Genomic DNA, 23,422 nt, shown 5'->3' on the forward strand with positions numbered 1-23,422 from the left:
TGTGAACGTGATCAACGTCACAGCCGCGATGATACGAGCGACGCGCCGGCATCGCATCGGGTGTTTCCCTACAACTTCTTACAGCGCTGCCGAGCACGCGTGCGGGCAGCGCGAACGGCCGTTCGCGCGCGCTCGCGGCGCACGAAAAGCGTACGACCGTTTCAGTTGCCGACCGGCGCGCGACGGCGCGTCGGCACGATGCGCCAGCCGAGATTGACGCCGGCCGCCGCGAGCAGGATCAGCAGCGCGCCGAACACTTGCGCCCATGCGAGCGTCTGGCCGAACGCGATTCGATCGACGACGATCGCGACGATCGGATAGACGAACGACAGCGCGCCCGTCATCGCGGTCGGCAGCTTCTGGATCGCGCCGTACAACAGCACGTACATCACGCCGGTGTTGACGATCCCGAGCACGACGAGATCGGCCCACTGCGCGGGCGTCGCGGGCAGCGTGTCGAAGTGCGCGAACGGCGCGAGCAGCACGATCCCGAGCGCGACCTGCAATAGCGCGAGCAGATGCGGCGGCGTGCCCTTCAGGTGCTTCGTGATGATCGACGACACCGCGTACAGGAACGCCGCGCCGAGCGCGAGCGCGACGCCTTCGAGATATTCGCCCGGCACCGCGAGCACGGCCGGCTCGACACGCACGACGCACACGAGCCCGACGAAGGCGAGCACGAGCCAGACGAGCGTCGACGCCGTGATCCGCTCGCGGAACACGATCGCGCCGAGCGCGACGAGCATGAACGGCTGCGTGTTGTAGACGGCCGTCGCCATCGAGATCGACGCGCGCGAGTACGCGGCGAACAGCAGCAGCCAGTTGGCGACGATCGCGATGCTGCCGAGCGCCGTGAGGATGAGCATGCGCGGCGAAAACAGCGCACGGCGCAGCAGGCCGAGCGCCGCGCAGACGATCGCGAGCGTCGCCGCGCCGAACACGCAGCGAAAGAACACGACGTTGGCGAGCGGCTGCTGCGACGACATCACGAGCCAGCCAATCGAGCCGGACATCACCATCGCGACGACCATCTCGGCGGCGCCGCGGCGGATTTCATTCGAGACCATCGGGATACTCCGTTAATCGGAATCGGATGACTTCGATTCTAGGAACTTGCAATCGCGCCGGCCACGGCTAAACTGAAGCGAATCCATCGATTCACCTTAGAAAGCAAAGCGATCATGCCGAAACGCCTTTCCCCTCCGGCGGTGGCGTCGCTCGACGCGATCGACCGCGCGATCGTGGCGGCGCTCGCCGACGACGCGCGCATCGCGACGAGCGAGCTCGCGCGGCAGATCGGCCTATCGGCCCCGGCCACGGCCGACCGCGTGCGGCGCCTCGAGGCACAGGGCGTGATCGCCGGCTTCACCGTCGAGCTCGATCCGCGCGCGCTCGGCTACACGCTGCAGGCGATCGTCCGCGTGAAGCCGCTGCCCGGCCAGCTGCATCTCGTCGAGGAACTGCTGCGGCGCATTCCCGAATTCGTCGAATGCGACAAGGTGACGGGCGACGACTGCTTCATCTGCCGCCTTTATCTGCGCACGATCGAGCACCTCGACGGCATTCTGTCGAAGGTCACCGAGCGTGCGGAAACGAGCACCGCGATCGTGAAGTCGACGCCCGTGCCGCGTCGGCTGCCGCCGCTCGTCGAAGAAGAGGAGTCGCGCCGCTGACGCGCGGCGCGTGGCGCGCGGAACCGAGCCAAATTGCCGCCTTAGACGGCCGGTTCGCGCGCCTCGAAGAACGCGAGCATCTCGTCGATCAGCGCGACGGGCGCTTCTTCCGGGATGTAGTGCCCGCAGTCGAGCGCGCGGCCGCTGACGTCGCGCGCGACGCGCCGCCATTCGTCGAGCGGCTCGAAGCAGCGCGCGACGACGCCGTTCGCGCCCCACAGCACGCGCAGCGGGCACGCGATCTTGTTGCCGCGTTCGAGATCGGCACGGTCGTGCTCGAGATCGATCGTCGCCGAGGCGCGATAGTCCTCGCACATCGCATGCACGGCGCCCGGCTGTGCGAGCGCCGTGCGATACGCGTCGAGCGCATGCGGCGCGAACGGCGCGAGCCCGGCCGACCGGTTGCCCATCACACGCTCGATGTAGGCATCGGTATGGCCTTCGATCAGCGTTTCGGGCAGCGGCTCGGGCTGGATCAGGAAAAACCAGTGGAAATAGGCGGTCGCGAACGCGCGGTCGGTCTGCTCGTACATCGCGAGCGTCGGCGCAATGTCGAGCAGCATCATGCGCTCGACGGCCGACGGGTGATCGAGCGCGAGCCGATGCGCGACACGCGCGCCGCGGTCGTGCGCGCAGACGTGAAATTGCGCGAAGCCGAAATGGCGCATCACGGCCACCTGATCGGCGGCCATCGCGCGTTTCGAATACGGCGCATGCTGCGCGTCGCTCGGCGGCTTGCCGGACGCGCCGTAACCGCGCAGATCGGTGGCGATCACCGTGAAGTGATTCGCGAGCGTCGCGGCGACGCGATGCCAGATCACGTGAGTCTGCGGGTGACCGTGCAGCAGCAGAAGCGGCGGCCCCGCGCCTCCTTTGACACCGAAGATCTCGGTGTCCTGCACCGTCACGCGAAACGGTGCGAACGCGTCGAACGACATGGTCTGTTTCTCGTAGGTTCGTTATGGCGGCTATTGTAGGAGCGCCGGCCACCGCGAAGAGCGGCGCAGCAGCCAAAACACATAGAGACAGAGCACTCGTTCGAGCGCACGCGCGTCGCACGTTTCGCCAAGCTGGCGTAAAATCGCACGACCGTTCGTATTAATCGCTGCGTACGGTGCCGTTCGCGATTACACTCGGAGCGCCGGCCACCACGCCTGACGCGCACGCCGACGCGCCGCCGGGTCGATATTGGAGACTTCCTATGGCATTGCCTGCCGTCCTGCAGAACCTGACGCTGCCCGTCATTGCGTCGCCGATGTTCATCGTCAGCTATCCCGAACTCGTGCTCGCGCAATGCAAGGCGGGCATCGTCGGTTCGTTTCCCGCCCTGAACGCGCGCCCCGCCGAACTGCTCGACGAGTGGCTCACGCAGATCCAGTCGGAGCTCGCCGCGTACAAGTCGAGCCACCCCGACGCCGTCATCGGGCCGATCGCGGTCAACCAGATCGTGCATCAGTCGAACGTGCGGCTCGAGCACGACGTGCGCGTGTGCGTCGACCACAAGGTGCCGATCTTCATCACGAGCCTGCGCGCGCCGGCACGCGAGATCGTCGACGCCGTGCACAGCTACGGCGGCATCGTGCTGCACGACGTGATCAATCTGCGCCATGCGCAAAAGGCGCTCGAGGCGGGCGTCGACGGGCTGATCCTCGTCGCGGCCGGTGCGGGCGGCCACGCGGGCACGACCTCGCCGTTCGCGCTGGTCGGCGAAGTACGCAGGATCTTCGACGGCCCGATCGTGCTGTCGGGCGCGATCGCGAACGGCGGCTCGATTCTCGCCGCGCAGGCGATGGGCGCCGATCTCGCCTACATGGGCACGCGCTTCATCGCGACGCAGGAAGCGCACGCGGTCGAAGACTACAAGCGCGCGATCCTGAACGCGAAATCGTCGGACATCATCTACACGAACCTGTTTACCGGCGTGCACGGCAACTACATTCGCGAAAGCATCGAGAAGGCCGGACTCGATCCGGAGGCGCTGCCCGAATCGGACAAGTCGAAGATGAATTTCGGCGGCGACAAGGCGAAGGCGTGGAAGGACATCTGGGGCGCCGGTCAAGGCGTCGGGCTGATGGACGACCTGCCGAGCGTCGGCGCGCTCGTCGAGCGGCTCAAGAGCGAATACGACGCCGCGAAGGCGCGGCTCGGCGTGACGCGCTGACGTCGTTATCGCTGCTGAAGCAGCATCCGGCGTTGCCGACCCGCGAATCGGTCGAACAAAAAAATCGCGGACCGTCTGTTGCACGGTCCGCGATTTTTTATGTCGATGCGCAGCGGCGCGTTCAGCCCGTGCGCTTCATCCGCGACATCGGCAGCACATGCGAGCGCGATTCGATCGACGGACACAGCGACTGCCCTTCGAAGCGCGCAGCGAGAAAATCGACGAACGAGCGCACCTTCGCCGACACGTGGCGACGGCTCGCATACACCGCATAGATCGGCAGCTCGCGCGGCGGCACCGCATCGACGAGCACGGGCACGAGGCGCCCCGCCTCGATGTCGTCGCCGACCACTTCGGTGCCGAGCAGCGCAATGCCGGCGCCGGCCAGCACGGCCGCACGCAGGCCTTCGAGATGGTTGACGATCAGATTGCCGTTCAGCGCCACGCGCGACGCGGCGGCCGCGTCGTTCAGCATCGCGTCGAGCGTCGACGCGTTCGAGTCGCGCCGCAGATAGTTGTGCTGCGCGAGATCCGCGAGCGTCTCGGGCGTCCCGTGCTTTTTCAGATATTCGGGCGACGCGACGAGCAGAATGTGCGCGGTCGCGATCTGGCGCGCCACGAGCGACGACGACTTCAGTCCACTCGGCGCCGCGCGCACCGCGACGTCGTAGCCCTCGTCGATCAGTTCGACGACACGATCGGACAACGTGATCTCGACCGTCACGTCCGGAAAGCGCTCCGCATAATCGGTGACGGCCTGCATCACGTGACGCAGGCCGAATGCGGACAGCGACGTCACGCGCAGCCGCCCTTGCGGCACCACGCTCGCGGCGCCGACGGCCTGTCCCGCTTCGTCGAGTTCGGACAGCGCCTGCACGAGGCGCTCGTAATATTCGCGTCCCGCCTCGGTGGGCGCGACGCGTCGCGTCGTACGATGCAGCAGCCGTGCGCCGAGCTGCTGCTCCAGGTGCATCACGTGCTTGCTCGCCATCGCCGCCGACATTTGCATGCGCTCCGCCGCGCCGACGAAGCTGCCCACTTCGACGACGTAGCGAAACACATTCATGCTGACGAGGGTATCCATCTAACTAGCTCGCAATTCCGGGTGATGATGCTATTGCGAGATAGGGTAACAAAGGCACGCGAAGCGAAAGGTCAAGAATGGCAAAACGGCGCCGCGATATCGCGACGCCGTTTCGTTTCGGGCGCAAAGCGTGCGCGGCACGAGCGCCGCGCGCAGAGGGTCAGAACTTCGCGCGGATGCCGGCGCCGAACGTGTTGCCCGTCGACAAGCCGCTGATGTGATCGTTCATGTAGGCCGCGTAGATATCGGTGCGCTTCGACAGCGGATAGTCGTAGCCGACCGCCCAGGTCTGGCGCGTCTGGTCGAGGCCGCCGCCGTCGCGCGAATAAGCGTAGGACGCCATCGCATTGCCGACGCCGATCGGCACCGACACGCCGCCTTGCGCGGTATTCACGTGCCAGCTGCCCGCGACCTGGTCATTCTTCGTATACATGTACTGGCCGAACAGCTTGACGTACTTCAGATCGTAGGTCGCGCCGACGAGCGCGATGCCCTGGCTCTTCATGCCGGCGACGAGCGCGCCGAGATCGCGCGGGCCGTTGTTGAAGTTCACGTACTGATAGACGGCCGTCGCCGCGAACGGGCCGTTCGCGTAGTTGAACTGCGCGCTCCACTTCTTCGAGCCGTTGTCGCCGGCCTGATTGCCGAGCGCGTACATCGCGCCGAAATTCAGTCCACCGAACGACGGCGACGTGTACGACACCGCGTTGTTCCAGCCCGAATCCCCGACCGCACCCTGATCGCTCGGGTAGGTCGGGAACGTGCCGAGGCCGAGGAACACGTGGTACACCATCGGCGAGAACGTGTACGAGTCGTAGAACGGGTTGAACAGGATCGTCGACAGGAACAGGTGCGTGGTCAGGCGACCGGCCGTCACCGTGCCGTACGGCGAGCTGATGCCGACGTACGCGTTACGCGCGAAGAACGTGTCGCCCGTGAAGCGGCCGTACTGGCCGTTCTGCGCGCGGAAGAAGCTTTCGAGCGTGAAGATCGCCTTGTAGCCGCCGCCGAGATCCTCGGCGCCGTGCATCCCCCAGTACGACGTCGACATCCCGCCGCCGCTCACGTTCCATGCACGGTCGCCGCCGGGAAACTTGGTCGCGCCGATCCATTCGTCGACCTGACCGTAGAGCGACACGCTCGATTGCGCATGGACGGGCGCGGCAGCGGCCACACAGGCGGCCGCTGCAATCAGCTTGACGGACGTGCGCGACGCACGGCGGGCGAATGCTTTCATGGGATCTCCAGGTTTTGTCGATGTATCGATAAGTGGCGCGAGCGTTGTTATCGGAGCCGAGGCTTGCGTCGTGTGGGGCGCAGCCATCTTTACGGATCATTTGTCCGGTCAAAATTGCGCGCACTTATTGCGGGTATAGCGGCGTGATTAACTTCGCAAAGGCGATACGTGGCCGGCGCTCGCCGCGCGGCCCCGCGCGGGGCGCGCACACGACGGGACGGCGGCGCTTCGCGCGCGTGCCGGGCGCGAAAGATAGCGCAATGCGGCGGGAAAATCAGCGGAAATGTGTGCGCGACTGTGGCGAATTCGCATCAGCCGGCTTCGGAGGGCCGAACGCGGGCGCGTTCAGTTGCGGTAGAACGGCGAGAAAAACGGCGAGTGTGCGGGTTCTTCCTGCGACCGCGGCGGCGGCATCGGGCGGCCGCCGCGCTCCTCGTTGTAGCGCGCGACGTCGGCGCGGATCGAGCCCGCGCGCAGCGGCATGTTGCCGGCGCCCGACGGACGCGTCATCTGGCGCACCTCGGCGCTGATCGGCCGATACGGGCTTTGCGCCGCGTAATGGCCGTACGACGGCGTCGGACGCAAGCCCCAGCGCGAGCCGCCCGCCTTGACGCCGGGGCCCGGCGCACGCGCGAGCGGCGCCGCACGACGCCACACCGGCGCGCCGCCGGCCGGCTGGCCGTACGCGTGCATGTCGCCGCCGCCGAAGCCGTGGCTGCCATGCGGCGGCTGCGCGAGCGCGAGCGGCATCAGCAGCGCGCCCAGCGCGCCGGCCACCCATCGTGCGATGTTGCGTTTCACCCGTTCCGTCATCGTTCAGTGCCTGTTCACGCTCGCCGCCGTTGGTTGCGCGGCCGACGCGAGCCTTTCAGCAGTAATTTATGAGCGGGCGAAAAACGTGTCGAGCCAAAAAGTGTTAGGCCCCGGGCATCGGTGTAACACCATGTTACTGCTAGGTTTTTTCGCGCCGGAGCACATCGCCGACGATGCTTTCGGACGCCATTTCGAGGCGTCGCCGAGCGTGCTTCGTCAATGCCTTCGATTCATCAATCGATTCGCACAATGAATTTGTGTATTGAATCGACAATCGCGAGAATATCGCCAATCGCGCGCAGCGCGCGGCCGCCTTGCGCTGCCCGTTCGCCGCGCGTCCGCCGTTTCAGATCGAGATTCCGATGGCCCGTCCCCGTTTTCTTCCCGACAACTTCACGCTCGCGCTCGTCGGCACCGTCGTGCTCGCGAGCCTGCTGCCGTGCCGCGGCCCGGCCGCCCATGCGTTCAACTGGGCGACCAATATCGCAGTCGGCCTGCTGTTCTTCCTGCACGGCGCGAAACTGTCGCGCGAAGCGGTGATCGCCGGTGCGACGCACTGGCGGCTGCATGCGGTCGTGCTGCTCAGCACGTTCGCGCTGTTTCCGCTGCTCGGCCTCGCGCTGAAGCCCGTGCTGCAGCCGCTCGTCACGCCGACGCTGTATGCGGGCGTGCTGTTTCTCTGCACGCTGCCGTCGACGGTGCAATCGTCGATCGCGTTCACGTCGATCGCGAAGGGCAACGTGCCGGCGGCCGTGTGCGCGGCGTCCGCGTCGAGCCTGCTCGGCATTTTCGTGACGCCGGCGCTGGTCGGGCTGATGATCACGTCGCAGTCGGCGGCGGCCGCTTCGCCGTGGAGCACGGTCGGCAGCATCGTGATGCAGCTGCTCGTCCCCTTCATCGCCGGCCAGCTGCTGCGGCCCGTGATCGGCGGCTGGGTCGATCGCAACCGCGGCGTGCTGCGCTTCGTCGACCAGGGCTCGATCCTGCTCGTCGTCTACGTCGCGTTCAGCGAGGCCGTGAATCAGGGGCTCTGGCACCAGATTCCGGCGCACGCGCTCGCCGGCCTCGTCGCGGTGAACCTCGTGTTGCTCGCGATCGCGCTGCTGCTGACCGCGTTCGTCAGCAAGCGGCTCGGGTTCAATCGCGCCGACCAGATCACGATCATCTTCTGCGGATCGAAGAAGAGCCTCGCGGCCGGCGTGCCGATGGCAAAGGTGATCTTCTCGGCGCAGGCGGTCGGTGCGATCGTGCTGCCGCTGATGCTGTTCCATCAGATTCAGCTGATGGCGTGCGCGGCGCTCGCCCAGCGCTGGGGCGCGCGCGACATGAGCGGCGAGCGCGACGAGGGCGACGCGAGTGACGCGCCGCGGACGCTGAGCGCGGGCAAGCGCTGACGCGACTGGTGCCGCTCATGGCGTGAGCGACGCTCGCGTAGCGCCGTGAGCGCGCGACCTGAGCGGCGAGCGCGACGAGGGTGACGCGAGCGCAGTGCGCCGCATGCTGAGCGCGGGCAAGCGCTGATGCGCCTGTACGCCTTCGGGCCTTCGCGCCGGCTCGCGCGCACACCGCCCGGTTTCAACGGCCAATCCGCGCCCGCCCCTTCACCCTGGGCCCGCCGTGCTGCGTCCTGCGTCCTGCGCCCTGCGTCCTGTCGTCCCGCCGCCCGCCCTACGACCAGCGCACGGCACGATGCACCAACATCGCGCATCGCGTCACACAATCTTCATTCAACTCTGCGCGCGCGCTGCCGTTAAGTCGTGGGTCCCGTCGCTTCGGCCGCCACGCTCATGCCCGCGCCCCCTCCCGCTTCCGCTGCCGCCGGCAGCACCTCGCGCCTGATCGCGGATCGCGCGCTCGCCGCCGTGTTCCAGCCGATCGTCGACCTCGGCTCGGGCACCGTCATCGGCTACGAGGGGCTGATCCGCGGGCCGCACGGCACCGAGCTCGAGCCGCCTGCCGCGTTGTTCGCGCAGGCCGCGCGCGAGGGCGAGACCATCGCGCTCGAACAGGCGGCCGCGCTCACCTGCCTCGACGCGTTCGCGGCGCTCGGCTGCGACGGCAAGCTGTTCCTCAATTTCAGCGCGGGCACGATCCTGCAGCTCGCGCGCGAACGCGAGCGCGCCCGCATGCTGCTCGGCCGCGCGCGGGTCGGCGCCGAGCGCATCGTGATCGAGCTGACCGAGCAGAACGCGACGACCGACGTCGCGCACATCGTGCCGGCGATCGCATCGCTGCGCGATGCGGGCATCCAGTTCGCGCTCGACGACTACGGCACCGCGAACGCGAGCATGAACCTCTGGCTGCGCCTGCACCCGGACGTCGTGAAGATCGACCGCTTCTTCATCCACGACATCGCACGCGACCCGCTCAAGTTCGAAGCCGTGAAGGCGATGCAGCATTTCGCGCATGCGAGCGGCGCGAAACTGATCGCCGAAGGCATCGAGAACGAATGCGACCTGATCGTCGTACGCGACATGGGCATCTGCTGCGTGCAGGGCTTCCTGCTCGGCCGCCCGAACGCGCGGCCTTCGCGCGTCGTCGCGCCGGCCGCGCGCGACGCGATCCGCACGCCGCACATCGCCGTGTTCCCCGGCGCGACGCGCATCGCGCGGCCGGCCGGCACGATCGCCTCGAAGATGCTCGTGCCGGCGCCGGCGCTGCCGCGCGACGCGACCAGCAACGACGTGCTGGACCTGTTCAACCGGATGCCCGACCTGCACGCGGTCGCGCTCGTCGAGCGCGGGCGGCCCGTCGCACTGGTCAACCGCCGCGGCTTCATCGATCGCTTCGCGCTGCCGTACCACCGCGAGGTGTTCGGCAAGAAGCCGTGCCTGCAGTTCGCGAACGACGCGCCGCTGATGATCGAGAACTCGACCACCTTCGAGCAGCTCGCGATGCTGCTCGCGAGCCATGATCAGCGCTATCTGGCGGACGGCTTCGTGATCACCGAGCATGGCCGCTACGTCGGGCTCGGCACCGGCGAAAGCCTCGTGCGGGCGGTAACCGAGATGCGCATCGAGGCCGCACGCTACGCGAACCCGCTGACGTTCCTGCCCGGCAACATCCCGATCAGCGCGCACATCGACCGCCTGCTTGCGCGCGACGCCGGCTTTCACGCGTGCTACGTCGACCTGAACCAGTTCAAGCCCTTCAACGACCAGTACGGCTACTGGCAAGGCGACGAAGTGCTGAAGTTCGCCGCGACGGTGCTGGCCGGCGTCTGCGATCCGCAGCGCGACTTTCTTGGGCACGTCGGCGGCGACGATTTCCTCGTGCTGTTCCAGCGCGACGACTGGCGGTCGCGCGCGCTCGCCGCGATCGAGCGCTTCAATCAGGGCGCGCAGCTGTTCTATACGCAGGCCGACCGGCAGACAGGCGGCCTGCGCGGCGAGGATCGTCACGGCAACCCTGCGTTCTTCGGTTTCGTGACGATGGCGATCGGCGCGGTCAGCGTACCGGCCGGCGCACACGGCGCGAAGCGCTATGGCAGCGACGAGATCGCGTCGGTCGCCGCGCTCGCGAAACGGCGCGCGAAACAACAGCCGGGCGGGCTGGCGGTCGTCGATCTCGATGCGGGCCGCGCGGCGCTGCGGGAGCGCGGCGAGCCGCCCGGCGCGAGCGCGGGCTGAATCGCGCGGGGCGAGGGCTCGGGTACGTGTCGGCCTGGCGCCTGCTGCGTTGCCGGCTTGTCAGGCCGCTCTCCGGATTGCGCTACGCAGGCGACCTCCCGGCGGTTACATCTTCCCGTGCGCAGGCCGGGCCGCTCTGACGCGCACTGGAGCCCTTTGGCCCGAAGCGGCCCAATTTGGCCCGCTTTGGCACGCTCCGTCCGCTCCGTCCGCTCCGTCCGCTCCGTCCGCTCCGTCCGCTCCGTCCGCTTCGTCCGCTCCGTCCGCTTCGTCCGCTCCGTCCGCTTCGTCCGCTTCGTCCGCTTCGTCCGCTTCGCCCGCCTCCCCCCGCTCTGACTCGCTCCGACTCGCTCCGGCCCACTTCGCTTCGCGCACACTTGGGCCGCTTCCGACTCGCTGGCCCGCCTCCGGCGCGCCAGCTCGCCCGCGTCCTACCCTGCGTGCCCTGATGCATCCACCTTGCCTTTTTCGCGTTTTGTTTAGTATTTTTAGTAACGTCGTTTTCGCTGATTAGCACGCTAAAAGCGGCTATTTGCGGGTATTCCCCGGTTATCCGACCCGTTTTCCCGAACAAGTTTTACTATACAATCGCCGTCAACCTAAACATTCCGGAACCCGAACGATGGGCACCACCATTCGCGACGTGGCGCGGGCGGCAGAGGTCTCGATCGGCACCGTGTCGCGCGCGCTGAAAAACCAGCCGGGCCTGTCCGAAACGACGCGCGCGCGGATCGTCGAGATTGCGCAGCGGCTCGGCTACGACCACGCGCAACTGCGGCCGCGCATCCGCCGGCTCACGTTCCTGCTGCATCGGCAGCACAACCGCTTTCCGGCGAGCCCGTTCTTCTCGCACGTGCTGCACGGCGTCGAGGACGCCTGCCGCGAACGCGGCATCGTGCCGACGCTGCTGACAGTCGGCCCGAACGACGACGTGCTGCGCCAGATGCGTCCGCACGCGCCCGACGCGATTGCGGTGGCCGGCTTCATCGAACCGGAAACGATCGAGGCGCTCGCCGCGACCGGCCGCCCGCTCGTGCTGATCGACCTGTGGGCGCCCGGCCTGCGCTCGGTCAACATCGACAACGCGACGGGCGCCGCGCTCGCGATGCGCCATCTGCTGGCAACGGGCCGTTCGCGGATCGCCTTCATCGGCGGCTCGCCCGCGCACTACAGCATCGCGCAGCGCGCGATCGGCTATCGCCGCGCATTCTTCGAGGCCGGCCGGCTGTTCGATCCCGCGTACGAAGTGACGATCGACGCAGGGCTCGATCCCGACACCGGCGCCACGCGCGCGATGCAGCAGCTGCTCGACGCGCCGGGCCCGCGGCCCGACGCGGTGTTCGCGTACAACGACGCGGCCGCGCTGGCCGCGCAGCGCGTATGCCTCGCCCGCGGCCTGCGGATTCCGGACGACATCGCGATCGTCGGCTTCGACGACATTCCCGCCGCCGCGCACGCGAACCCGCCGCTGACGACGCTCGCGGTCGACAAGGAAGCGCTCGGCCGCCGCGGCGTCGAGCTGCTGCTCGCCGAGTCCCCCGAACACACCGAGATCTCGCTGCCCGTCGAGCTGATCGTGCGGGCCAGCAGCCAGTCCGCCGGCTCGCCGGCCCTCGATACCGCCACGGTCACCGAATCATGAACATGCCTCCGGTCCAGTCCTGCCCCGCCACGCCGGCCGCCCATGCGCAGCCGGCGCCGTTCGTCGCGAACTTCCGCGATCCGTCGTTCCTGCTGTCGCACGTCGAGGACACGCTGCGCTTCTACGCGCCGAACGTGCTCGATCCGACCGGCGGCTTCTACCACTACTTCCGCGACGACGGCAGCGTCTACAACCGCACGTCGCGCCACCTCGTGAGCAGCTGCCGGTTCGTGTTCAACTACGCGATGGCGTACCGGCATTTCGGCGATCCGCGCCATCTCGACTACGCGCGCCACGGGCTGCGCTTCCTGCGCGACGCGCACTGGGACGAACAGCTGCAGGGCTACGACTGGGAGCTCGAGTGGCGCGACGGCGCGAAGCGCGCGACGCTCGACGGCACGCGCCACTGCTACGGGCTCGCGTTCGTGCTGCTCGCGGCCGCGCATGCGACGATGGCCGGCATCGAAGAAGCGCGCCCGCTGATCGCCGCGACCTACGAGCTCGCCGAGCACCGCTTCTGGGATCCCGCCGCGGGCCTCTATGCCGACGACGCGACGCCGAACTGGATCGTGTCGACGTATCGCGGCCAGAACGCGAACATGCACATGACCGAAGCGCTGCTCGCCGCGTACGAAGCGACCGGCCACCTGACGTATCTCGATCGCGCGGAAAAGGTCGCGACGAACATCACGCAACGCCAGGCCGCGCTCGCCGGCGGGCTCGTGTGGGAGCACTACCATGCGGACTGGTCGGTCGACTGGGACTACAACAAGGAAGACAGCTCGAACATCTTCCGTCCGTGGGGCTTCCAGCCTGGCCACCAGACCGAATGGGCGAAGCTGCTGCTGATCCTCGAACGGCACCGTCCGCTCGACTGGCTCGTGCCGCGCGCGGCCGAACTGTTCGACGCCGCGCTCACGCACGCGTGGGACACCGACCACGGCGGCCTCTGCTACGGCTTCGGCCCCGACTTCACGATCTGCGACCACAACAAGTATTTCTGGGTGCAGGCCGAAACCTTCGCGGCCGCCGCGATGCTCGGCGCACGCACCGGCGCCGAACGCTTCTGGGACTGGTACGACGAGATCTGGCGCTACAGCTGGGCGCATTTCGTCGATCACCGCTACGGCGCGTGGTACCGGATCCTCACCTGCGACAACCGCAAGTACAGCGACGAGAAGAGCCCGGCCGGGAAAACGGACTATCACACGATGGGCGCGTGCTACGACGTGCTCGCCACCCTCGCGCGCACGGCGCGCAGCGAGCAAGCGCAATGAGCGGCGGCACCTTTCCGGCTTTCGTGTCGGCCGGCGACATCCTGACCGACATGGTGCGCGCAGGCGACGCGCAATGGACCTCGGTGCCGGGCGGCGCCGGCTGGAACGTCGCGCGCGCGGTCGCGCGGCTCGGCGTGCCGAGCGCGCTCGCGGGTGCGATCGGCGAAGACTGCTTCTCGGACGTGCTGTGGCACACGAGCGAAGCGGCCGGCCTCGACCTGCGCTTCCTGCAGCGCGTCGCGCGGCCGCCGCTGCTCGCGATCGTCCACGAGACGCGACCGCCCGCGTACTTCTTCATCGGCGAAGCGAGCGCGGATCTCGCGTTCGACCCGGCGCGGCTGCCGGCCGGCTGGGCCGAGCACGTGCAATGGGCCCATTTCGGCTGCATCAGCCTCGTGCGCGAACCGCTCGCGGGCACGCTCGTCGCACTCGCAGCCGATCTCCATGCGCGCGGCGTGAAAATCAGCTTCGATCCGAACGTGCGCAACCTGATGACGGCCGCGTACCGGCCGACGCTCGAGAAAATGGCCGGCCTCGCCGATCTGATCAAGGTGTCCGACGAGGATCTGCGGCATCTGTTCGGCAGCGATGGCGACGACGCGATCGACGCGGTGCGCGCGCTGAATCCGCGCGCGGCCGTGCTGGTCACGCGCGGCGCGCAGCCCGCGACGCTCTATGCGGAGGGCGAACGCTACGAGGCGCGGCCGCCGCGCGTCGAGGTCGCGGACACCGTCGGCGCCGGCGACGCGTCGATCGGCGGGATGCTGTTCAGCCTGATGGCGGCGCCGCAGCGCTCGTGGCGCGAACATCTGGCCTTCGCGCTCGCAGCCGGTGCGGCCGCGTGTCGGCACACGGGCGCGCACGCGCCGACGCTCGACGAAGTCGTCGCCCTGCTCGAACGCTGAGCGCGCGACGATCGATCGGTCGCCGATACGCCGCGCTGGACATGCTGCGCCGCAGTGCTACGATGAAACGTCCTTTTGCGGGAGAGGCATCATGGACACGAACACGTTCACGAAGGGCATCTACACGGCGAAAGCGCATACGCGCAAGGCGGACGGCGGCCAGTTCGAGGGCTACGTGATCCTCACGCGCGACGAAGGCGATACGCCGGACAACACGGTCTACGAGGTCGGCGCGACGAGCTCGAGCGAGGAAGAGGCGTTCGAGGAAGCGAAGGCGCTCGCCCACCGGATACTCGGCGAGATCGAGCTGTAAGGGCAAGGGCCGACCGTCGCGGCCCGTCTGACGCGGCGTGCGGCAGCACGCGCGTCCGCCATCGCGTCAGAGCAGACGCGCGAGCGTCGACACGAGCATCGTCACGACCAGCGTCGACATGAACGGAAACGGATAGCGCCGGCCGCCGAGCGTCAGCGTGACGTCGCCGGGCAGCCGGCCGATGCCGAGCTTGCCGAGCCACGGCCAGCAGCGCGTCAGGATCATCACCGCGACGAACGACGCCATCAGCCAGCGCAGCATGCGGCCTCCGTCACAGCGCGTGCGAGCGGTCGCCGCGCACGAATGCGTCGAGCGTGCCGTCGATGCCGCGCGAGAACGCGATCACCTTGAACAGCTCGCCCATCTCCGCCTCCGAAATCAGCTTCTGCACCGCGTTCGCGGCCGGCAGAAACTGCGTGACGTCGGACGGATCGATCGCGGCGAGCGCGTCGGTGATGCCGGCATTCAGCAGAAAGCGCGCCTGCGACGTGTAGCCGAGCAAGTCCGCGCCGGCGGCGATGCCGGCCTCGTAGATGCCGGTGAATTCGACGTGCGCCGTGATGTCCTGCAGCCCCGGATACAGGAACGGATCGTCGTGCGCATGGTGCCGGTAGTGGCACATCAGCGTGCCGCGGTCGCGCTGCGGATGGTAGTACTCGTGCGCCGGGAACCCGTAGTCGATCAGCAGCACCGCGCCGCGCGCGAGCATCGTGCAGACCGTGCGCGTGAACGCGAGCGCGGCCTCGTGCGTCTCGGTCACGTAGCCGTCGTCGACGTCGAGGCCCGCGAGCGCCGGCGGCACGTCGGCCGGCGCGACCGCGCGATCGTCGAACACGAAGGCCTGCTGCGCGTCGAGCGCGACGCCGCGCTCGCGCCAGGCATCGCCGGCCTTCGCGAACAGCCGCACCGGCATCGCGTCGAGCACTTCGTTGCCGATCACGACGCCCTCGAACCGCTCGGGCAGCGCATCGAGCCAGCGGACCTTCGCGGCCAGCGCCGGCGCGGCGGCCGCGATCGTGTCGCGCTGGCGCGCGCGCAGCTCGCCGGACAGGTCGACGATCAGGTATTCGTCGAGTGTCGCGCCGAGCGCATCGAGCGCCGCGAGCAGGCCGGCCGCGAGCTTGCCGGTGCCGGCGCCGAATTCCATCACGCGCCGCGTGCCGCTCGCGGCGAGCGCGTCGGCGACCGGCTGCGCGAGCGTCTGCGCGAACAGCGGCGACAGTTCGGGCGCGGTGACGAAATCGCTGCCGTCGTCGGCGCGGCGGCCGAACTTGCGCGCGCCGCCGCTGTAATAGCCGAGGCCCGGCGCGTACAGCGCGCGCTCCATGAAGCGGGAGAACGGCAGCCAGCCGCCGGCCGCCGCGATCTCGGCGCGCAGTTGCGCGGCGAGCGTTTCGGACTGCGCGAGCGCATCGGGGCCGGGAGCAGGTAAACTAGCGGGTTCGTGAGCTTTCGGGTTCATCCCGGCATTGTAAATGACCGTTTCAGCCGATACGCCGGCCGCGCGCGTGGCGCTCGTCGCCGGTGCGTTCGACCGTCGCGCCGATCCCGCGCCGCTCGGGCGCGCGCTCGCTGCGGCGTTCGCGCGGCGCGGCTGGGACGTCGCGCTGCAGTGCGGCCCCGGCGCCGCGCGCGCAGACGCCGAAGCGGCCGCCGCCGACGTCGCGGCGCTCGGCCGTCGCGCCGCCGTGCTCGACGCCGATCTGGCCCTGGAGGCCGATGCCGCGACGCTGATCGCCGCATGCGGCGCCGCGCTCGGCCAGCCCGCATGCGCGGTGTTCGTCAGCGCGTGCGCGGGTGCGGACGATGCGCAGACGATCGACGGCGCGACGCTCGCCGCCGCGCTCGCGCGCAACGTGACGGCGCCGCTCGCGCTGGCACGCGCGCTCGCCGACGCGACGCCCGACGCCGCGCGCGACGACGAAGCGCTGCGCGCATGCGCGATCCACGTGCTGGATCAGGCACTGTTTCACCCGGCGCCCGCACAGCTGTCGCATGCGCTGATGCAGGCCGCGCTGAGCCGCGCGACATCGGCACTCGCGCTCGCGCTCGCGCCGAAGGTGCGCGTCGCGGCGCTGGTGCGCGGCCGCGCGCCGCATGCGGACGACATCGCGGCGGCCGCCTGCTATCTCGCGAACGCGCCCGGCGTGACGGGCGCGACGCTGACCGTCGACGGCGGCGAGCACCTCGTGCCGCCGGCGGACGGCCCGAATGAATGAACCGCGCGGGCGTGCGGCATCGCGCCGCCGCCCGCGCCGCTTTGCGTGCGCGCACGCCAATTTGACTGGGACGACCATGTTTTCCGCTCTCCTGCACCCCCGCCTCGCGGATTGCCGCAGGCTCTACCTGCGCGACTACGAGGTGCACATCAACATCGGGGCCTTCGAACACGAGAAGCGCGGCGAGCAGCGCGTCGTCATCAACGTCGACCTGTTCGTGCCGCTCGCGCGTTCGACGCCGGTGGACGACCGGCTGCACGAAGTCGTCGACTACGACCTGATGAAGCAGAGCGTCGCGCAGTGCGTGGCGCGCGGCCACATCCATCTGCAGGAAACGCTGTGCGACGCGATCGCCGCGCACCTGCTGGCGCACGACGCCGTGCGCGCGGTACGCGTCTGTACCGAGAAACCGGACGCCTATCCGGACTGCGACGCCGTCGGCGTCGAAGTCTTTCGCATCAAGGACGAGGAGCGAGCATGAACGCCCCCCAAACGAACGACACGGCGGCCGACGTCGCCACCATCGAAGCAAGCGCCGCCGAAGTCGGCCGCCGCGCACTGACGCGCCGCGAGCAGAAGGAAGCGTACGAGAACAACAAGCTGTTCAAGCGGATCGTGCGCCAGGTCGGCCAGGCGATCGGCGACTACAACATGATCGAGGACGGCGACAAGGTGATGGTGTGCCTGTCGGGCGGCAAGGACAGCTATGCGATGCTCGACATCCTGCTGCGCCTGCGCGAGCGCGCGCCGATCGACTTCGACATCGTCGCGGTGAACCTCGACCAGAAGCAGCCGGGCTTTCCCGAGCACGTGCTGCCCGAGTACCTGACGCAGATCGGCGTGCCGTTCCATATCGAGAACCAGGATACCTACAGCATCGTCAAGCGGCTCGTGCCGGAAGGCAAGACGACCTGCTCGCTGTGCTCGCGGCTGCGCCGCGGGATCCTGTACCGCGTCGCCGGCGAGCTCGGCGCGACCAAGATCGCGCTCGGCCATCACCGCGACGACATCGTGCAGACGCTGCTGCTGAACATGTTCTACGGCGGCAAGCTGAAGGGGATGCCGCCGAAGCTGCAGTCGGACGACGGCAAGAACGTCGTGATCCGGCCGCTCGCGTACGTGAAGGAAACCGATCTCGAGAAATACGCGGAGCTGCGCGAATTCCCGATCATTCCGTGCAATCTGTGCGGCAGCCAGCCGAACCTGAAGCGCGCGGAAATGAAGGCGCTGATCCGCGAGTGGGACAAGCGCTTCCCGGGCCGCGTCGACAACATGTTCAACGCGCTCGCGAACGTCGTGCCGTCGCATCTGATGGATACGACGCTGTTCCCGTTCGCGTCGCTGCGCGCGACCGGCCAGGCCGACCCGCAAGGCGACATCGCGTTCGACGAGGAACCGTGCGCGAGCGGCGACGAGACCGCCGCGCCGGGCGGCGCGAAACCGATCTCGATCGTCCAGTTCGACGACCTGTAAGACAGGGCCGGAACGCCCGCCGGAGCAGGGTTCCGCCGCCCTGTTCCGGCCCCGTTCGAAGGTGGGGCAACGCCCGGAGCGACGGGGGCCGCATGCTAAAATGGTCGGCTTCAAACTCCTCTGACAAGCTGGCGCCATGAATATCGTGATTTTGGCGGCAGGCACCGGCAAGCGCATGCGTTCCGCGCTGCCGAAGGTGCTCCATCCCGTGGCCGGCAGGCCGCTCCTCTCCCACGTCATCGCGACCGCGCGCACGTTGCAGCCGTCCCGGCTCGTCGTCGTCGTCGGGCACGGCGCCGAGCAGGTCCGTGCGGCCGTCGCGGCGCCCGATATCCAGTTCGCGGTGCAGGCCGAGCAGCTCGGCACCGGTCACGCGGTGCGCCAGGCGCTGCCGCTGCTCGATCCCGCGCAGCCGACGCTCGTGCTCTACGGCGACGTGCCGCTCACGCGCGCATCGACGCTGCAGCGGCTCGTCGACGCCGCGCGCGACGGCCGCTACGGGATTCTGACCGTCACGCTCGACGATCCGACCGGCTACGGCCGCATCGTGCGCGATGCCTCGGGCTTCGTCACGCGCATCGTCGAGCAGAAGGACGCGACGCCCGACGAACTGAAGATCGCCGAGATCAACACCGGCATCATCGTCACGCCCACCGCGCAGCTCGCGATGTGGCTCGGCGCGCTGAAGAACGAGAACGCGCAGGGCGAGTACTACCTGACCGACGTCGTCGAACTCGCGATCGAGGCCGGTTTCGAGATCGTCACCGCGCAGCCCGACGAGGAATGGGAAACGCTCGGCGTGAACAGCAAGGCGCAGCTCGCCGAGCTCGAGCGCATCCATCAGCGCAACGTCGCCGACGCGCTGCTCGCCGACGGCGTCACGCTCGCCGATCCCGCACGCATCGACGTGCGCGGCACGCTGCGCTGCGGCCGCGACGTATCGATCGACGTGAACTGCGTGTTCGAAGGCGACGTGACGCTCGCCGACAACGTGACGATCGGCGCGAACTGCGTGATCCGCAATGCGTCGGTCGGCGCCGGCACGCGCATCGACGCGTTCACGCATATCGACGGCGCCGAGCTCGGCGCGCACACGGTCATCGGCCCGTACGCGCGGCTGCGTCCCGGCGCGCAGCTGGCGGACGAAGCGCACGTCGGCAACTTCGTCGAGGTGAAGAACGCGGTGATCGGCCACGGCTCGAAGGCGAATCACCTCACCTATATCGGCGACGCCGACATCGGCGCGCGCGTGAACATCGGCGCGGGCACGATCACCTGCAACTACGACGGCGCGAACAAGTTCCGCACCGTGATCGAGGACGACGTGTTCGTCGGCTCCGACACGCAGCTCGTCGCACCGGTGCACGTCGGCCGCGGCGTGACGATCGCGGCCGGCACGACGGTGTGGAAGGACGTCGCCGACGGCGTGCTCGCGCTGAACGAGAAGACGCAGACCGCGAAGAGCGGCTACGTGCGCCCCGTCAAGAAGAAGAGCTGAACCTTTTGCGGGCGCCGCGCGGCGCCCGCGTCGACTTACAGGATTGACCATTCATGTGCGGCATTGTCGGCGCAGTTGCGCAGCGTAATATCGTTCCGGTGCTGATCGAAGGATTGCGGCGCCTCGAATACCGTGGCTACGATTCATGCGGCGTCGCCGTGCTCGAAGCGGATGCGCCCAAGCGCGCGCGCAGCGTCGCGCGCGTCGCCGATCTCGACGCGCAGGTTCGCGACTCGCACCTCGAAGGCACGACCGGCATCGCGCATACGCGCTGGGCGACGCACGGCGCGCCCGTCACGCACAACGCGCATCCGATCTTCTCGTCCGGCGCGCTCGCGCTCGTGCACAACGGCATCATCGAAAACTTCGAGCCGCTGCGCGACGCGCTGCGCGCGAAGGGCTACGAGTTCGTGTCGCAAACGGACACCGAAGTGATCGCGCACCTCGTGCACAGCCTCTATCGCGGCAATCTGTTCGAGGCCGTGCGCGAAGCGGTGCAGCAGCTGCACGGCGCTTATGCGATCGCGGTGATCCACAAGGATCAGCCGCATACGGTCGTCGGCGCGCGTCAGGGCTCGCCGCTCGTGGTCGGCCACGGCGACGGCGAGAACTTCGTCGCGTCGGACGCGCTCGCGCTCGCCGGCAGCACCGACCGCTTCACGTTCCTCGAGGAAGGCGACGTCTGCGAGCTGTCGCTCGACGGCGTGAAGATCGTCGATCGCCACGGCGCGCTCGCGCAGCGCGAGATCCGCGTGGTCAGCGCCTACGGCGGCGCGGTCGAACTCGGCCCGTATCGCCACTTCATGCAGAAGGAAATCTTCGAGCAGCCGCGCGCGATCGGCGACACGGTGCCGCAGACGGACGCGTTCGACGCGACGCTGTTCGGCGACGCCGCGCCCGCCGCGTTCGCGCAGATCGACAGCCTGCTGATCCTCGCATGCGGCACGAGCTACTACTCGGGGCTGACGGCGAAATACTGGCTCGAGTCGATCGCGAAGATCCCGACGCAGGTCGAGATCGCGAGCGAATACCGCTATCGCGACTCGGTGCCGAACCCGCGTCAGCTCGTGCTGGTGATCTCGCAGTCGGGCGAAACGGCCGACACGCTGGCCGCGCTCAAGCACGCGCAGGCGCTCGGCCACACGCACACGCTCGCGATCTGCAACGTCGCGACGAGCGCGATGGTGCGCCTGACCGGCATGCAGTTCCTCACGCACGCGGGCACCGAGATCGGCGTCGCGTCGACGAAGGCCTTCACGACGCAGCTCGTCGCGCTGTTCGTGCTTGCCGCGACGCTCGGCAAGCTGCGCGGGCACGTCGACGCCGCGCAGGAAACGGAATATCTGAAGCAGCTGCGCCATCTGCCGGCCGCGCTGAACAGCGTGCTCGCGCTCGAGCCGCAGATCATCGCGTGGGCCGACGAATTCGCGCGCAAGGAAAACGCGCTGTTCCTCGGCCGCGGGCTGCACTACCCGATCGCGCTCGAAGGCGCGCTGAAGCTGAAGGAAATCTCGTACATCCACGCGGAGGCGTACCCGGCCGGCGAGCTGAAGCACGGCCCGCTCGCGCTCGTCACCGAAGCGATGCCGGTGATTACCGTTGCGCCGAACGACACGCTGCTCGAGAAGCTGAAGTCGAACATGCAGGAAGTGCGCGCGCGCGGCGGCGAGCTGTATGTATTCGCCGATGCGGACACGCAGATCGTCAACGGCGACGGCCTGCACGTAATCCGGATGCCCGAGCACTACGGGCAACTGTCGCCGATCCTGCATGTGGTACCGCTGCAGCTGCTCGCGTATCACACCGCGTGCGCGCGCGGCACCGACGTCGACAAGCCGCGGAACCTCGCGAAGTCGGTGACGGTGGAATAAGGCAGTACCGCGGTCGGGAACGCCCCACGGGGCCATCCCGGTCGCGCGCCGGTGCCGGGCCGGCTGCTGTCGGCCGTTCGGCCAGCTCGAGATTTATACCACTAAGTGGTATATAATCCTGTGCTAACTCGATCGGCCCGTCATGCCTGCTTCCGTACGACGCGTTTTCAGGACCAGGTGGTTTCACAAGGCCGCCCGAAAAGCGGGAATCGTCGACGCCGAGCTATGCCGCGCAGTGCGCGAGCTGGCGCGCGGTCAGGGCGTCGATCTCGGCGGCAACGTCTGGGAGAAGCGCCTCGACGGCAACCGTCGGCGCGCAATCGTGCTGGGCAGGATCGAGCAGGCGTGGGTGTTCGTGTTCCTGTTCGCGAAATGCGACCGGGACGACATCGACGAACGCGAACTGCGCGCCTTCAGACAGCTTGCGGTCGATTTCGGGCATCGCACCGACGGCGACCTCGCAACGCTGATCGCACTGGATGAGCTTGTGGAGATTTGCAATGGCCAAGAGTCGGTTCAAGAGCGACGCAACGGAGGCGATCCACAGCGCCGCGTCCGGTCTTTATCGCGCCAACCTGATCGACAAGAAGACGATGCGCGAATACGACGCGCTCTGCATCGAGGCCGCGCCGCAGTTCGCGCCGGAGGCGATTGCGCGCATCCGCAAATCGGTCAACGTCAGCCAGAGCGTGTTCGCGCTCTATCTGAACACGACGACGTCGACGATCCGCCAATGGGAACAGGGCGACAAGCGGCCGAGCGGCATCGCAGCGCGCATGCTGCAGATCGTCGAGAAGCACGGGCTCGAGGTGTTCTCCTGAGCACGCCTTTACGCCTCGCAGGCCGCCCTCGCGCGCCGAAAAGAACTTGACGGAGAGACCATGGTAAGACTGTTTGGATGCGGATTGCTGGCACTGACGTTCGCGTCGACGGGCTGGGCGGCCGAGCACTACGTCGAGGTCTGGAACCCGCCCGAGGCACGCTTGCCCGCGGCTCGTACGCCTTCGCGCACGCCGGGTGCACGCACGGGCGCCGACGCGCATGCGGCCAAAGGCGCGGAGAAGCACGCAAGCGCGCAATCGAAAGCCATCGCGAAGCCGCCACACAAGCGCCGTGTCGCGCAAGCGCTGAAAGCCGAGCCGCATCGCGCGCCCGCCGCGGTCGACACGCCGGTCGCGCCGCGTCCCGTCGAGCAGCCCGCGCCGGGCCGCCTCACCGTGATGCAGCCGGCCGCGCCCGATGCACCGCACGCGCTCGACTTCTCCGACATTCCGCGACAGTACACGCCCGACGGCAACGTGCTGCGCGTCGGCACGCGCCACGGCGCGGCCGAGGTGACGCGATGATGGAAGCGGAAAACTATTGCGGCTACCAGATCTGGGGGCACGCGATCCTGCAGCAGGACGAGATCCTGCAGCCGGAGCGCTTCGCGGCGAGCGGCACGATCACGCAGAACAACAAGCTCGTCGAAGCGTCGGGCGTGCTGGGCGTGTTCGATACCGAAGACGAAGCGCGCGAAGCAGGGCTCGAATGGGCGCGCGCGTGGATCGACAACCACCGCTGACCGATTCGCCGGATCGCGCCGGTCGCCGCAGCGGTACGTGCGGTTGTCGCCGTGCCAAACGAA

Annotated in this window: 24 protein-coding genes and 1 pseudogene; 18 read left to right on the top strand and 7 right to left on the bottom strand. The window is 68.3% G+C overall.

Translation table 11 applies throughout. The annotated features are described in order from the left end of the window. Positions 1-161: 161 nt before the first annotated feature. Positions 162-1,067, bottom strand: coding sequence for a DMT family transporter (locus ACSHSS_RS00110; RefSeq protein WP_212160227.1), 906 nt, complete (start codon positions 1,065-1,067; stop codon positions 162-164). 114 nt (positions 1,068-1,181) lie between these two features. On the opposite strand from ACSHSS_RS00110, the gene ACSHSS_RS00115 reads away from it, so the two are divergent. Further along, positions 1,182-1,673, top strand: a complete 492-nt coding sequence (locus ACSHSS_RS00115) for an Lrp/AsnC family transcriptional regulator (protein WP_039220343.1) — start codon at positions 1,182-1,184, stop codon at positions 1,671-1,673. Positions 1,674-1,714: 41 nt separating this feature from the next. Here the strand turns inward: ACSHSS_RS00115 and ACSHSS_RS00120 are convergent, their stop codons facing one another. Next, positions 1,715-2,611, bottom strand: a complete 897-nt coding sequence (locus ACSHSS_RS00120) for an alpha/beta fold hydrolase (RefSeq protein WP_006398065.1) — start codon at positions 2,609-2,611, stop codon at positions 1,715-1,717. Positions 2,612-2,874: 263 nt separating this feature from the next. Here ACSHSS_RS00120 and ACSHSS_RS00125 point away from each other — a divergent pair, with 263 nt between their 5' ends. Beyond that, entirely contained in the window at positions 2,875-3,834 is a 960-nt protein-coding gene (locus ACSHSS_RS00125; protein WP_006412831.1) for an NAD(P)H-dependent flavin oxidoreductase, read from the top strand. Between the two features lie 121 nt (positions 3,835-3,955). Here the strand turns inward: ACSHSS_RS00125 and ACSHSS_RS00130 are convergent, their stop codons facing one another. The 3 genes from ACSHSS_RS00130 to ACSHSS_RS00140 all read right to left on the bottom strand — a co-directional run bounded on the left by ACSHSS_RS00130 (position 3,956) and on the right by ACSHSS_RS00140 (position 6,968). Beyond that, positions 3,956-4,918 carry a LysR family transcriptional regulator gene (locus ACSHSS_RS00130; RefSeq protein WP_006412842.1) on the bottom strand — a complete coding sequence of 321 codons (963 nt, stop codon included), beginning with the start codon at positions 4,916-4,918 and terminating at the stop codon, positions 3,956-3,958. 160 nt (positions 4,919-5,078) lie between these two features. Then, complete coding sequence (locus ACSHSS_RS00135) at positions 5,079-6,155, bottom strand: porin (RefSeq protein ID WP_105840253.1); 1,077 nt, start codon at positions 6,153-6,155, stop codon at positions 5,079-5,081. A 345-nt stretch (positions 6,156-6,500) separates the two neighbouring features. After that, the gene (locus ACSHSS_RS00140; protein ID WP_039220353.1) at positions 6,501-6,968 is read right to left on the bottom strand and encodes a hypothetical protein; all 468 of its coding nucleotides are present in this window, start codon (positions 6,966-6,968) and stop codon (positions 6,501-6,503) included. Here ACSHSS_RS00140 and ACSHSS_RS00145 point away from each other — a divergent pair. From ACSHSS_RS00145 to ACSHSS_RS00175, 7 genes are all read left to right on the top strand, one after another. After that, positions 6,943-7,221: a hypothetical protein gene (locus tag ACSHSS_RS00145; RefSeq protein ID WP_140402263.1), complete on the top strand. Its 279-nt coding sequence runs from the start codon at positions 6,943-6,945 to the stop codon at positions 7,219-7,221. The genes ACSHSS_RS00140 and ACSHSS_RS00145 overlap by 26 nt on opposite strands. A 109-nt stretch (positions 7,222-7,330) precedes the next feature. Further along, complete coding sequence (locus ACSHSS_RS00150; protein ID WP_212160230.1) at positions 7,331-8,362, top strand: bile acid:sodium symporter family protein; 1,032 nt, start codon at positions 7,331-7,333, stop codon at positions 8,360-8,362. 393 nt (positions 8,363-8,755) lie between these two features. Beyond that, the gene (locus tag ACSHSS_RS00155) at positions 8,756-10,597 is read left to right on the top strand and encodes an EAL domain-containing protein (RefSeq protein ID WP_212160234.1); all 1,842 of its coding nucleotides are present in this window, start codon (positions 8,756-8,758) and stop codon (positions 10,595-10,597) included. A gap of 622 nt (positions 10,598-11,219) precedes the next feature. Then, positions 11,220-12,239: a LacI family DNA-binding transcriptional regulator gene (locus ACSHSS_RS00160; RefSeq protein ID WP_006398052.1), complete on the top strand. Its 1,020-nt coding sequence runs from the start codon at positions 11,220-11,222 to the stop codon at positions 12,237-12,239. Beyond that, a complete protein-coding gene (locus tag ACSHSS_RS00165; RefSeq protein ID WP_012214275.1) occupies positions 12,236-13,516 on the top strand; it encodes an AGE family epimerase/isomerase in 1,281 nt (426 codons plus the stop codon). Before ACSHSS_RS00160 ends, ACSHSS_RS00165 begins: the two co-directional genes overlap by 4 nt. Then, complete coding sequence (locus ACSHSS_RS00170; protein ID WP_212160240.1) at positions 13,513-14,421, top strand: carbohydrate kinase family protein; 909 nt, start codon at positions 13,513-13,515, stop codon at positions 14,419-14,421. Before ACSHSS_RS00165 ends, ACSHSS_RS00170 begins: the two co-directional genes overlap by 4 nt. 91 nt (positions 14,422-14,512) lie before the next feature. Further along, the gene (locus tag ACSHSS_RS00175; RefSeq protein ID WP_006398049.1) at positions 14,513-14,734 is read left to right on the top strand and encodes a hypothetical protein; all 222 of its coding nucleotides are present in this window, start codon (positions 14,513-14,515) and stop codon (positions 14,732-14,734) included. Positions 14,735-14,800: 66 nt separating this feature from the next. Here ACSHSS_RS00175 and ACSHSS_RS00180 read toward each other — a convergent pair whose 3' ends face one another. Further along, positions 14,801-14,995, bottom strand: a complete 195-nt coding sequence (locus ACSHSS_RS00180; protein WP_006398048.1) for a DUF2905 domain-containing protein — start codon at positions 14,993-14,995, stop codon at positions 14,801-14,803. A 10-nt stretch (positions 14,996-15,005) separates the two neighbouring features. Continuing rightward, positions 15,006-16,196 carry a class I SAM-dependent methyltransferase gene (locus ACSHSS_RS00185; RefSeq protein ID WP_105809739.1) on the bottom strand — a complete coding sequence of 397 codons (1,191 nt, stop codon included), beginning with the start codon at positions 16,194-16,196 and terminating at the stop codon, positions 15,006-15,008. A 13-nt stretch (positions 16,197-16,209) separates the two neighbouring features. Between ACSHSS_RS00185 and ACSHSS_RS00190 the strand changes: the two genes are divergently transcribed. The 9 genes and pseudogenes from ACSHSS_RS00190 (at position 16,210) to ACSHSS_RS00230 (ending at position 23,359) form a co-directional block, all read left to right on the top strand. Then, the gene (locus ACSHSS_RS00190) at positions 16,210-16,953 is read left to right on the top strand and encodes a Rossmann fold domain-containing protein (protein ID WP_212160244.1); all 744 of its coding nucleotides are present in this window, start codon (positions 16,210-16,212) and stop codon (positions 16,951-16,953) included. A gap of 76 nt (positions 16,954-17,029) precedes the next feature. Further along, on the top strand, positions 17,030-17,434 hold the full coding sequence (locus ACSHSS_RS00195) for a dihydroneopterin aldolase (RefSeq protein ID WP_006407992.1): 405 nt from the start codon (positions 17,030-17,032) through the stop codon (positions 17,432-17,434). Next, complete coding sequence (gene ttcA, locus ACSHSS_RS00200) at positions 17,431-18,426, top strand: tRNA 2-thiocytidine(32) synthetase TtcA (RefSeq protein ID WP_006407993.1); 996 nt, start codon at positions 17,431-17,433, stop codon at positions 18,424-18,426. Before ACSHSS_RS00195 ends, ttcA begins: the two co-directional genes overlap by 4 nt. A 136-nt stretch (positions 18,427-18,562) precedes the next feature. After that, entirely contained in the window at positions 18,563-19,924 is a 1,362-nt protein-coding gene (gene glmU, locus ACSHSS_RS00205; protein ID WP_006416255.1) for a bifunctional UDP-N-acetylglucosamine diphosphorylase/glucosamine-1-phosphate N-acetyltransferase GlmU, read from the top strand. Between the two features lie 53 nt (positions 19,925-19,977). Continuing rightward, positions 19,978-21,795, top strand: coding sequence for a glutamine--fructose-6-phosphate transaminase (isomerizing) (gene glmS, locus ACSHSS_RS00210; protein WP_105768044.1), 1,818 nt, complete (start codon positions 19,978-19,980; stop codon positions 21,793-21,795). A gap of 142 nt (positions 21,796-21,937) precedes the next feature. After that, positions 21,938-22,300 (top strand): annotated as a pseudogene (locus ACSHSS_RS00215) (type II toxin-antitoxin system RelE/ParE family toxin); the annotation flags it as partial. Then, a complete protein-coding gene (locus ACSHSS_RS00220) occupies positions 22,296-22,616 on the top strand; it encodes a helix-turn-helix domain-containing protein (protein ID WP_006402798.1) in 321 nt (106 codons plus the stop codon). The pseudogene ACSHSS_RS00215 and the gene ACSHSS_RS00220, both read left to right, overlap by 5 nt. A 60-nt stretch (positions 22,617-22,676) precedes the next feature. Next, positions 22,677-23,141 (top strand): hypothetical protein, encoded by a 465-nt coding sequence (locus ACSHSS_RS00225; protein WP_006402797.1) that lies wholly within the window; start codon positions 22,677-22,679, stop codon positions 23,139-23,141. Continuing rightward, complete coding sequence (locus ACSHSS_RS00230; protein ID WP_012467437.1) at positions 23,141-23,359, top strand: hypothetical protein; 219 nt, start codon at positions 23,141-23,143, stop codon at positions 23,357-23,359. The genes ACSHSS_RS00225 and ACSHSS_RS00230 overlap by 1 nt, the downstream gene beginning before the upstream one ends. Positions 23,360-23,422: the final 63 nt, after the last annotated feature.

The organism is Burkholderia sp. BC1 (assembly GCF_052683555.1).

Bases quoted from the DNA above. Each gene is read 5' to 3' on its own strand.
- ACSHSS_RS00110 (WP_212160227.1), bottom strand. From the start codon at position 1,067: ATGGTCTCGAATGAAATCCGCCGCGGCGCCGCCGAGATGGTCGTCGCG.
- ACSHSS_RS00115 (WP_039220343.1), top strand. From the start codon at position 1,182: ATGCCGAAACGCCTTTCCCCTCCGGCGGTGGCGTCGCTCGACGCGATC.
- ACSHSS_RS00120 (WP_006398065.1), bottom strand. From the start codon at position 2,611: ATGTCGTTCGACGCGTTCGCACCGTTTCGCGTGACGGTGCAGGACACC.
- ACSHSS_RS00125 (WP_006412831.1), top strand. From the start codon at position 2,875: ATGGCATTGCCTGCCGTCCTGCAGAACCTGACGCTGCCCGTCATTGCG.
- ACSHSS_RS00130 (WP_006412842.1), bottom strand. From the start codon at position 4,918: ATGGATACCCTCGTCAGCATGAATGTGTTTCGCTACGTCGTCGAAGTG.
- ACSHSS_RS00135 (WP_105840253.1), bottom strand. From the start codon at position 6,155: ATGAAAGCATTCGCCCGCCGTGCGTCGCGCACGTCCGTCAAGCTGATT.
- ACSHSS_RS00145 (WP_140402263.1), top strand. From the start codon at position 6,943: ATGTTGCGTTTCACCCGTTCCGTCATCGTTCAGTGCCTGTTCACGCTC.
- ACSHSS_RS00140 (WP_039220353.1), bottom strand. From the start codon at position 6,968: ATGACGGAACGGGTGAAACGCAACATCGCACGATGGGTGGCCGGCGCG.
- ACSHSS_RS00150 (WP_212160230.1), top strand. From the start codon at position 7,331: ATGGCCCGTCCCCGTTTTCTTCCCGACAACTTCACGCTCGCGCTCGTC.
- ACSHSS_RS00155 (WP_212160234.1), top strand. From the start codon at position 8,756: ATGCCCGCGCCCCCTCCCGCTTCCGCTGCCGCCGGCAGCACCTCGCGC.
- ACSHSS_RS00160 (WP_006398052.1), top strand. From the start codon at position 11,220: ATGGGCACCACCATTCGCGACGTGGCGCGGGCGGCAGAGGTCTCGATC.
- ACSHSS_RS00165 (WP_012214275.1), top strand. From the start codon at position 12,236: ATGAACATGCCTCCGGTCCAGTCCTGCCCCGCCACGCCGGCCGCCCAT.
- ACSHSS_RS00170 (WP_212160240.1), top strand. From the start codon at position 13,513: ATGAGCGGCGGCACCTTTCCGGCTTTCGTGTCGGCCGGCGACATCCTG.
- ACSHSS_RS00175 (WP_006398049.1), top strand. From the start codon at position 14,513: ATGGACACGAACACGTTCACGAAGGGCATCTACACGGCGAAAGCGCAT.
- ACSHSS_RS00180 (WP_006398048.1), bottom strand. From the start codon at position 14,995: ATGCTGCGCTGGCTGATGGCGTCGTTCGTCGCGGTGATGATCCTGACG.
- ACSHSS_RS00185 (WP_105809739.1), bottom strand. From the start codon at position 16,196: ATGAACCCGAAAGCTCACGAACCCGCTAGTTTACCTGCTCCCGGCCCC.
- ACSHSS_RS00190 (WP_212160244.1), top strand. From the start codon at position 16,210: ATGACCGTTTCAGCCGATACGCCGGCCGCGCGCGTGGCGCTCGTCGCC.
- ACSHSS_RS00195 (WP_006407992.1), top strand. From the start codon at position 17,030: ATGTTTTCCGCTCTCCTGCACCCCCGCCTCGCGGATTGCCGCAGGCTC.
- ttcA (WP_006407993.1), top strand. From the start codon at position 17,431: ATGAACGCCCCCCAAACGAACGACACGGCGGCCGACGTCGCCACCATC.
- glmU (WP_006416255.1), top strand. From the start codon at position 18,563: ATGAATATCGTGATTTTGGCGGCAGGCACCGGCAAGCGCATGCGTTCC.
- glmS (WP_105768044.1), top strand. From the start codon at position 19,978: ATGTGCGGCATTGTCGGCGCAGTTGCGCAGCGTAATATCGTTCCGGTG.
- ACSHSS_RS00220 (WP_006402798.1), top strand. From the start codon at position 22,296: ATGGCCAAGAGTCGGTTCAAGAGCGACGCAACGGAGGCGATCCACAGC.
- ACSHSS_RS00225 (WP_006402797.1), top strand. From the start codon at position 22,677: ATGGTAAGACTGTTTGGATGCGGATTGCTGGCACTGACGTTCGCGTCG.
- ACSHSS_RS00230 (WP_012467437.1), top strand. From the start codon at position 23,141: ATGGAAGCGGAAAACTATTGCGGCTACCAGATCTGGGGGCACGCGATC.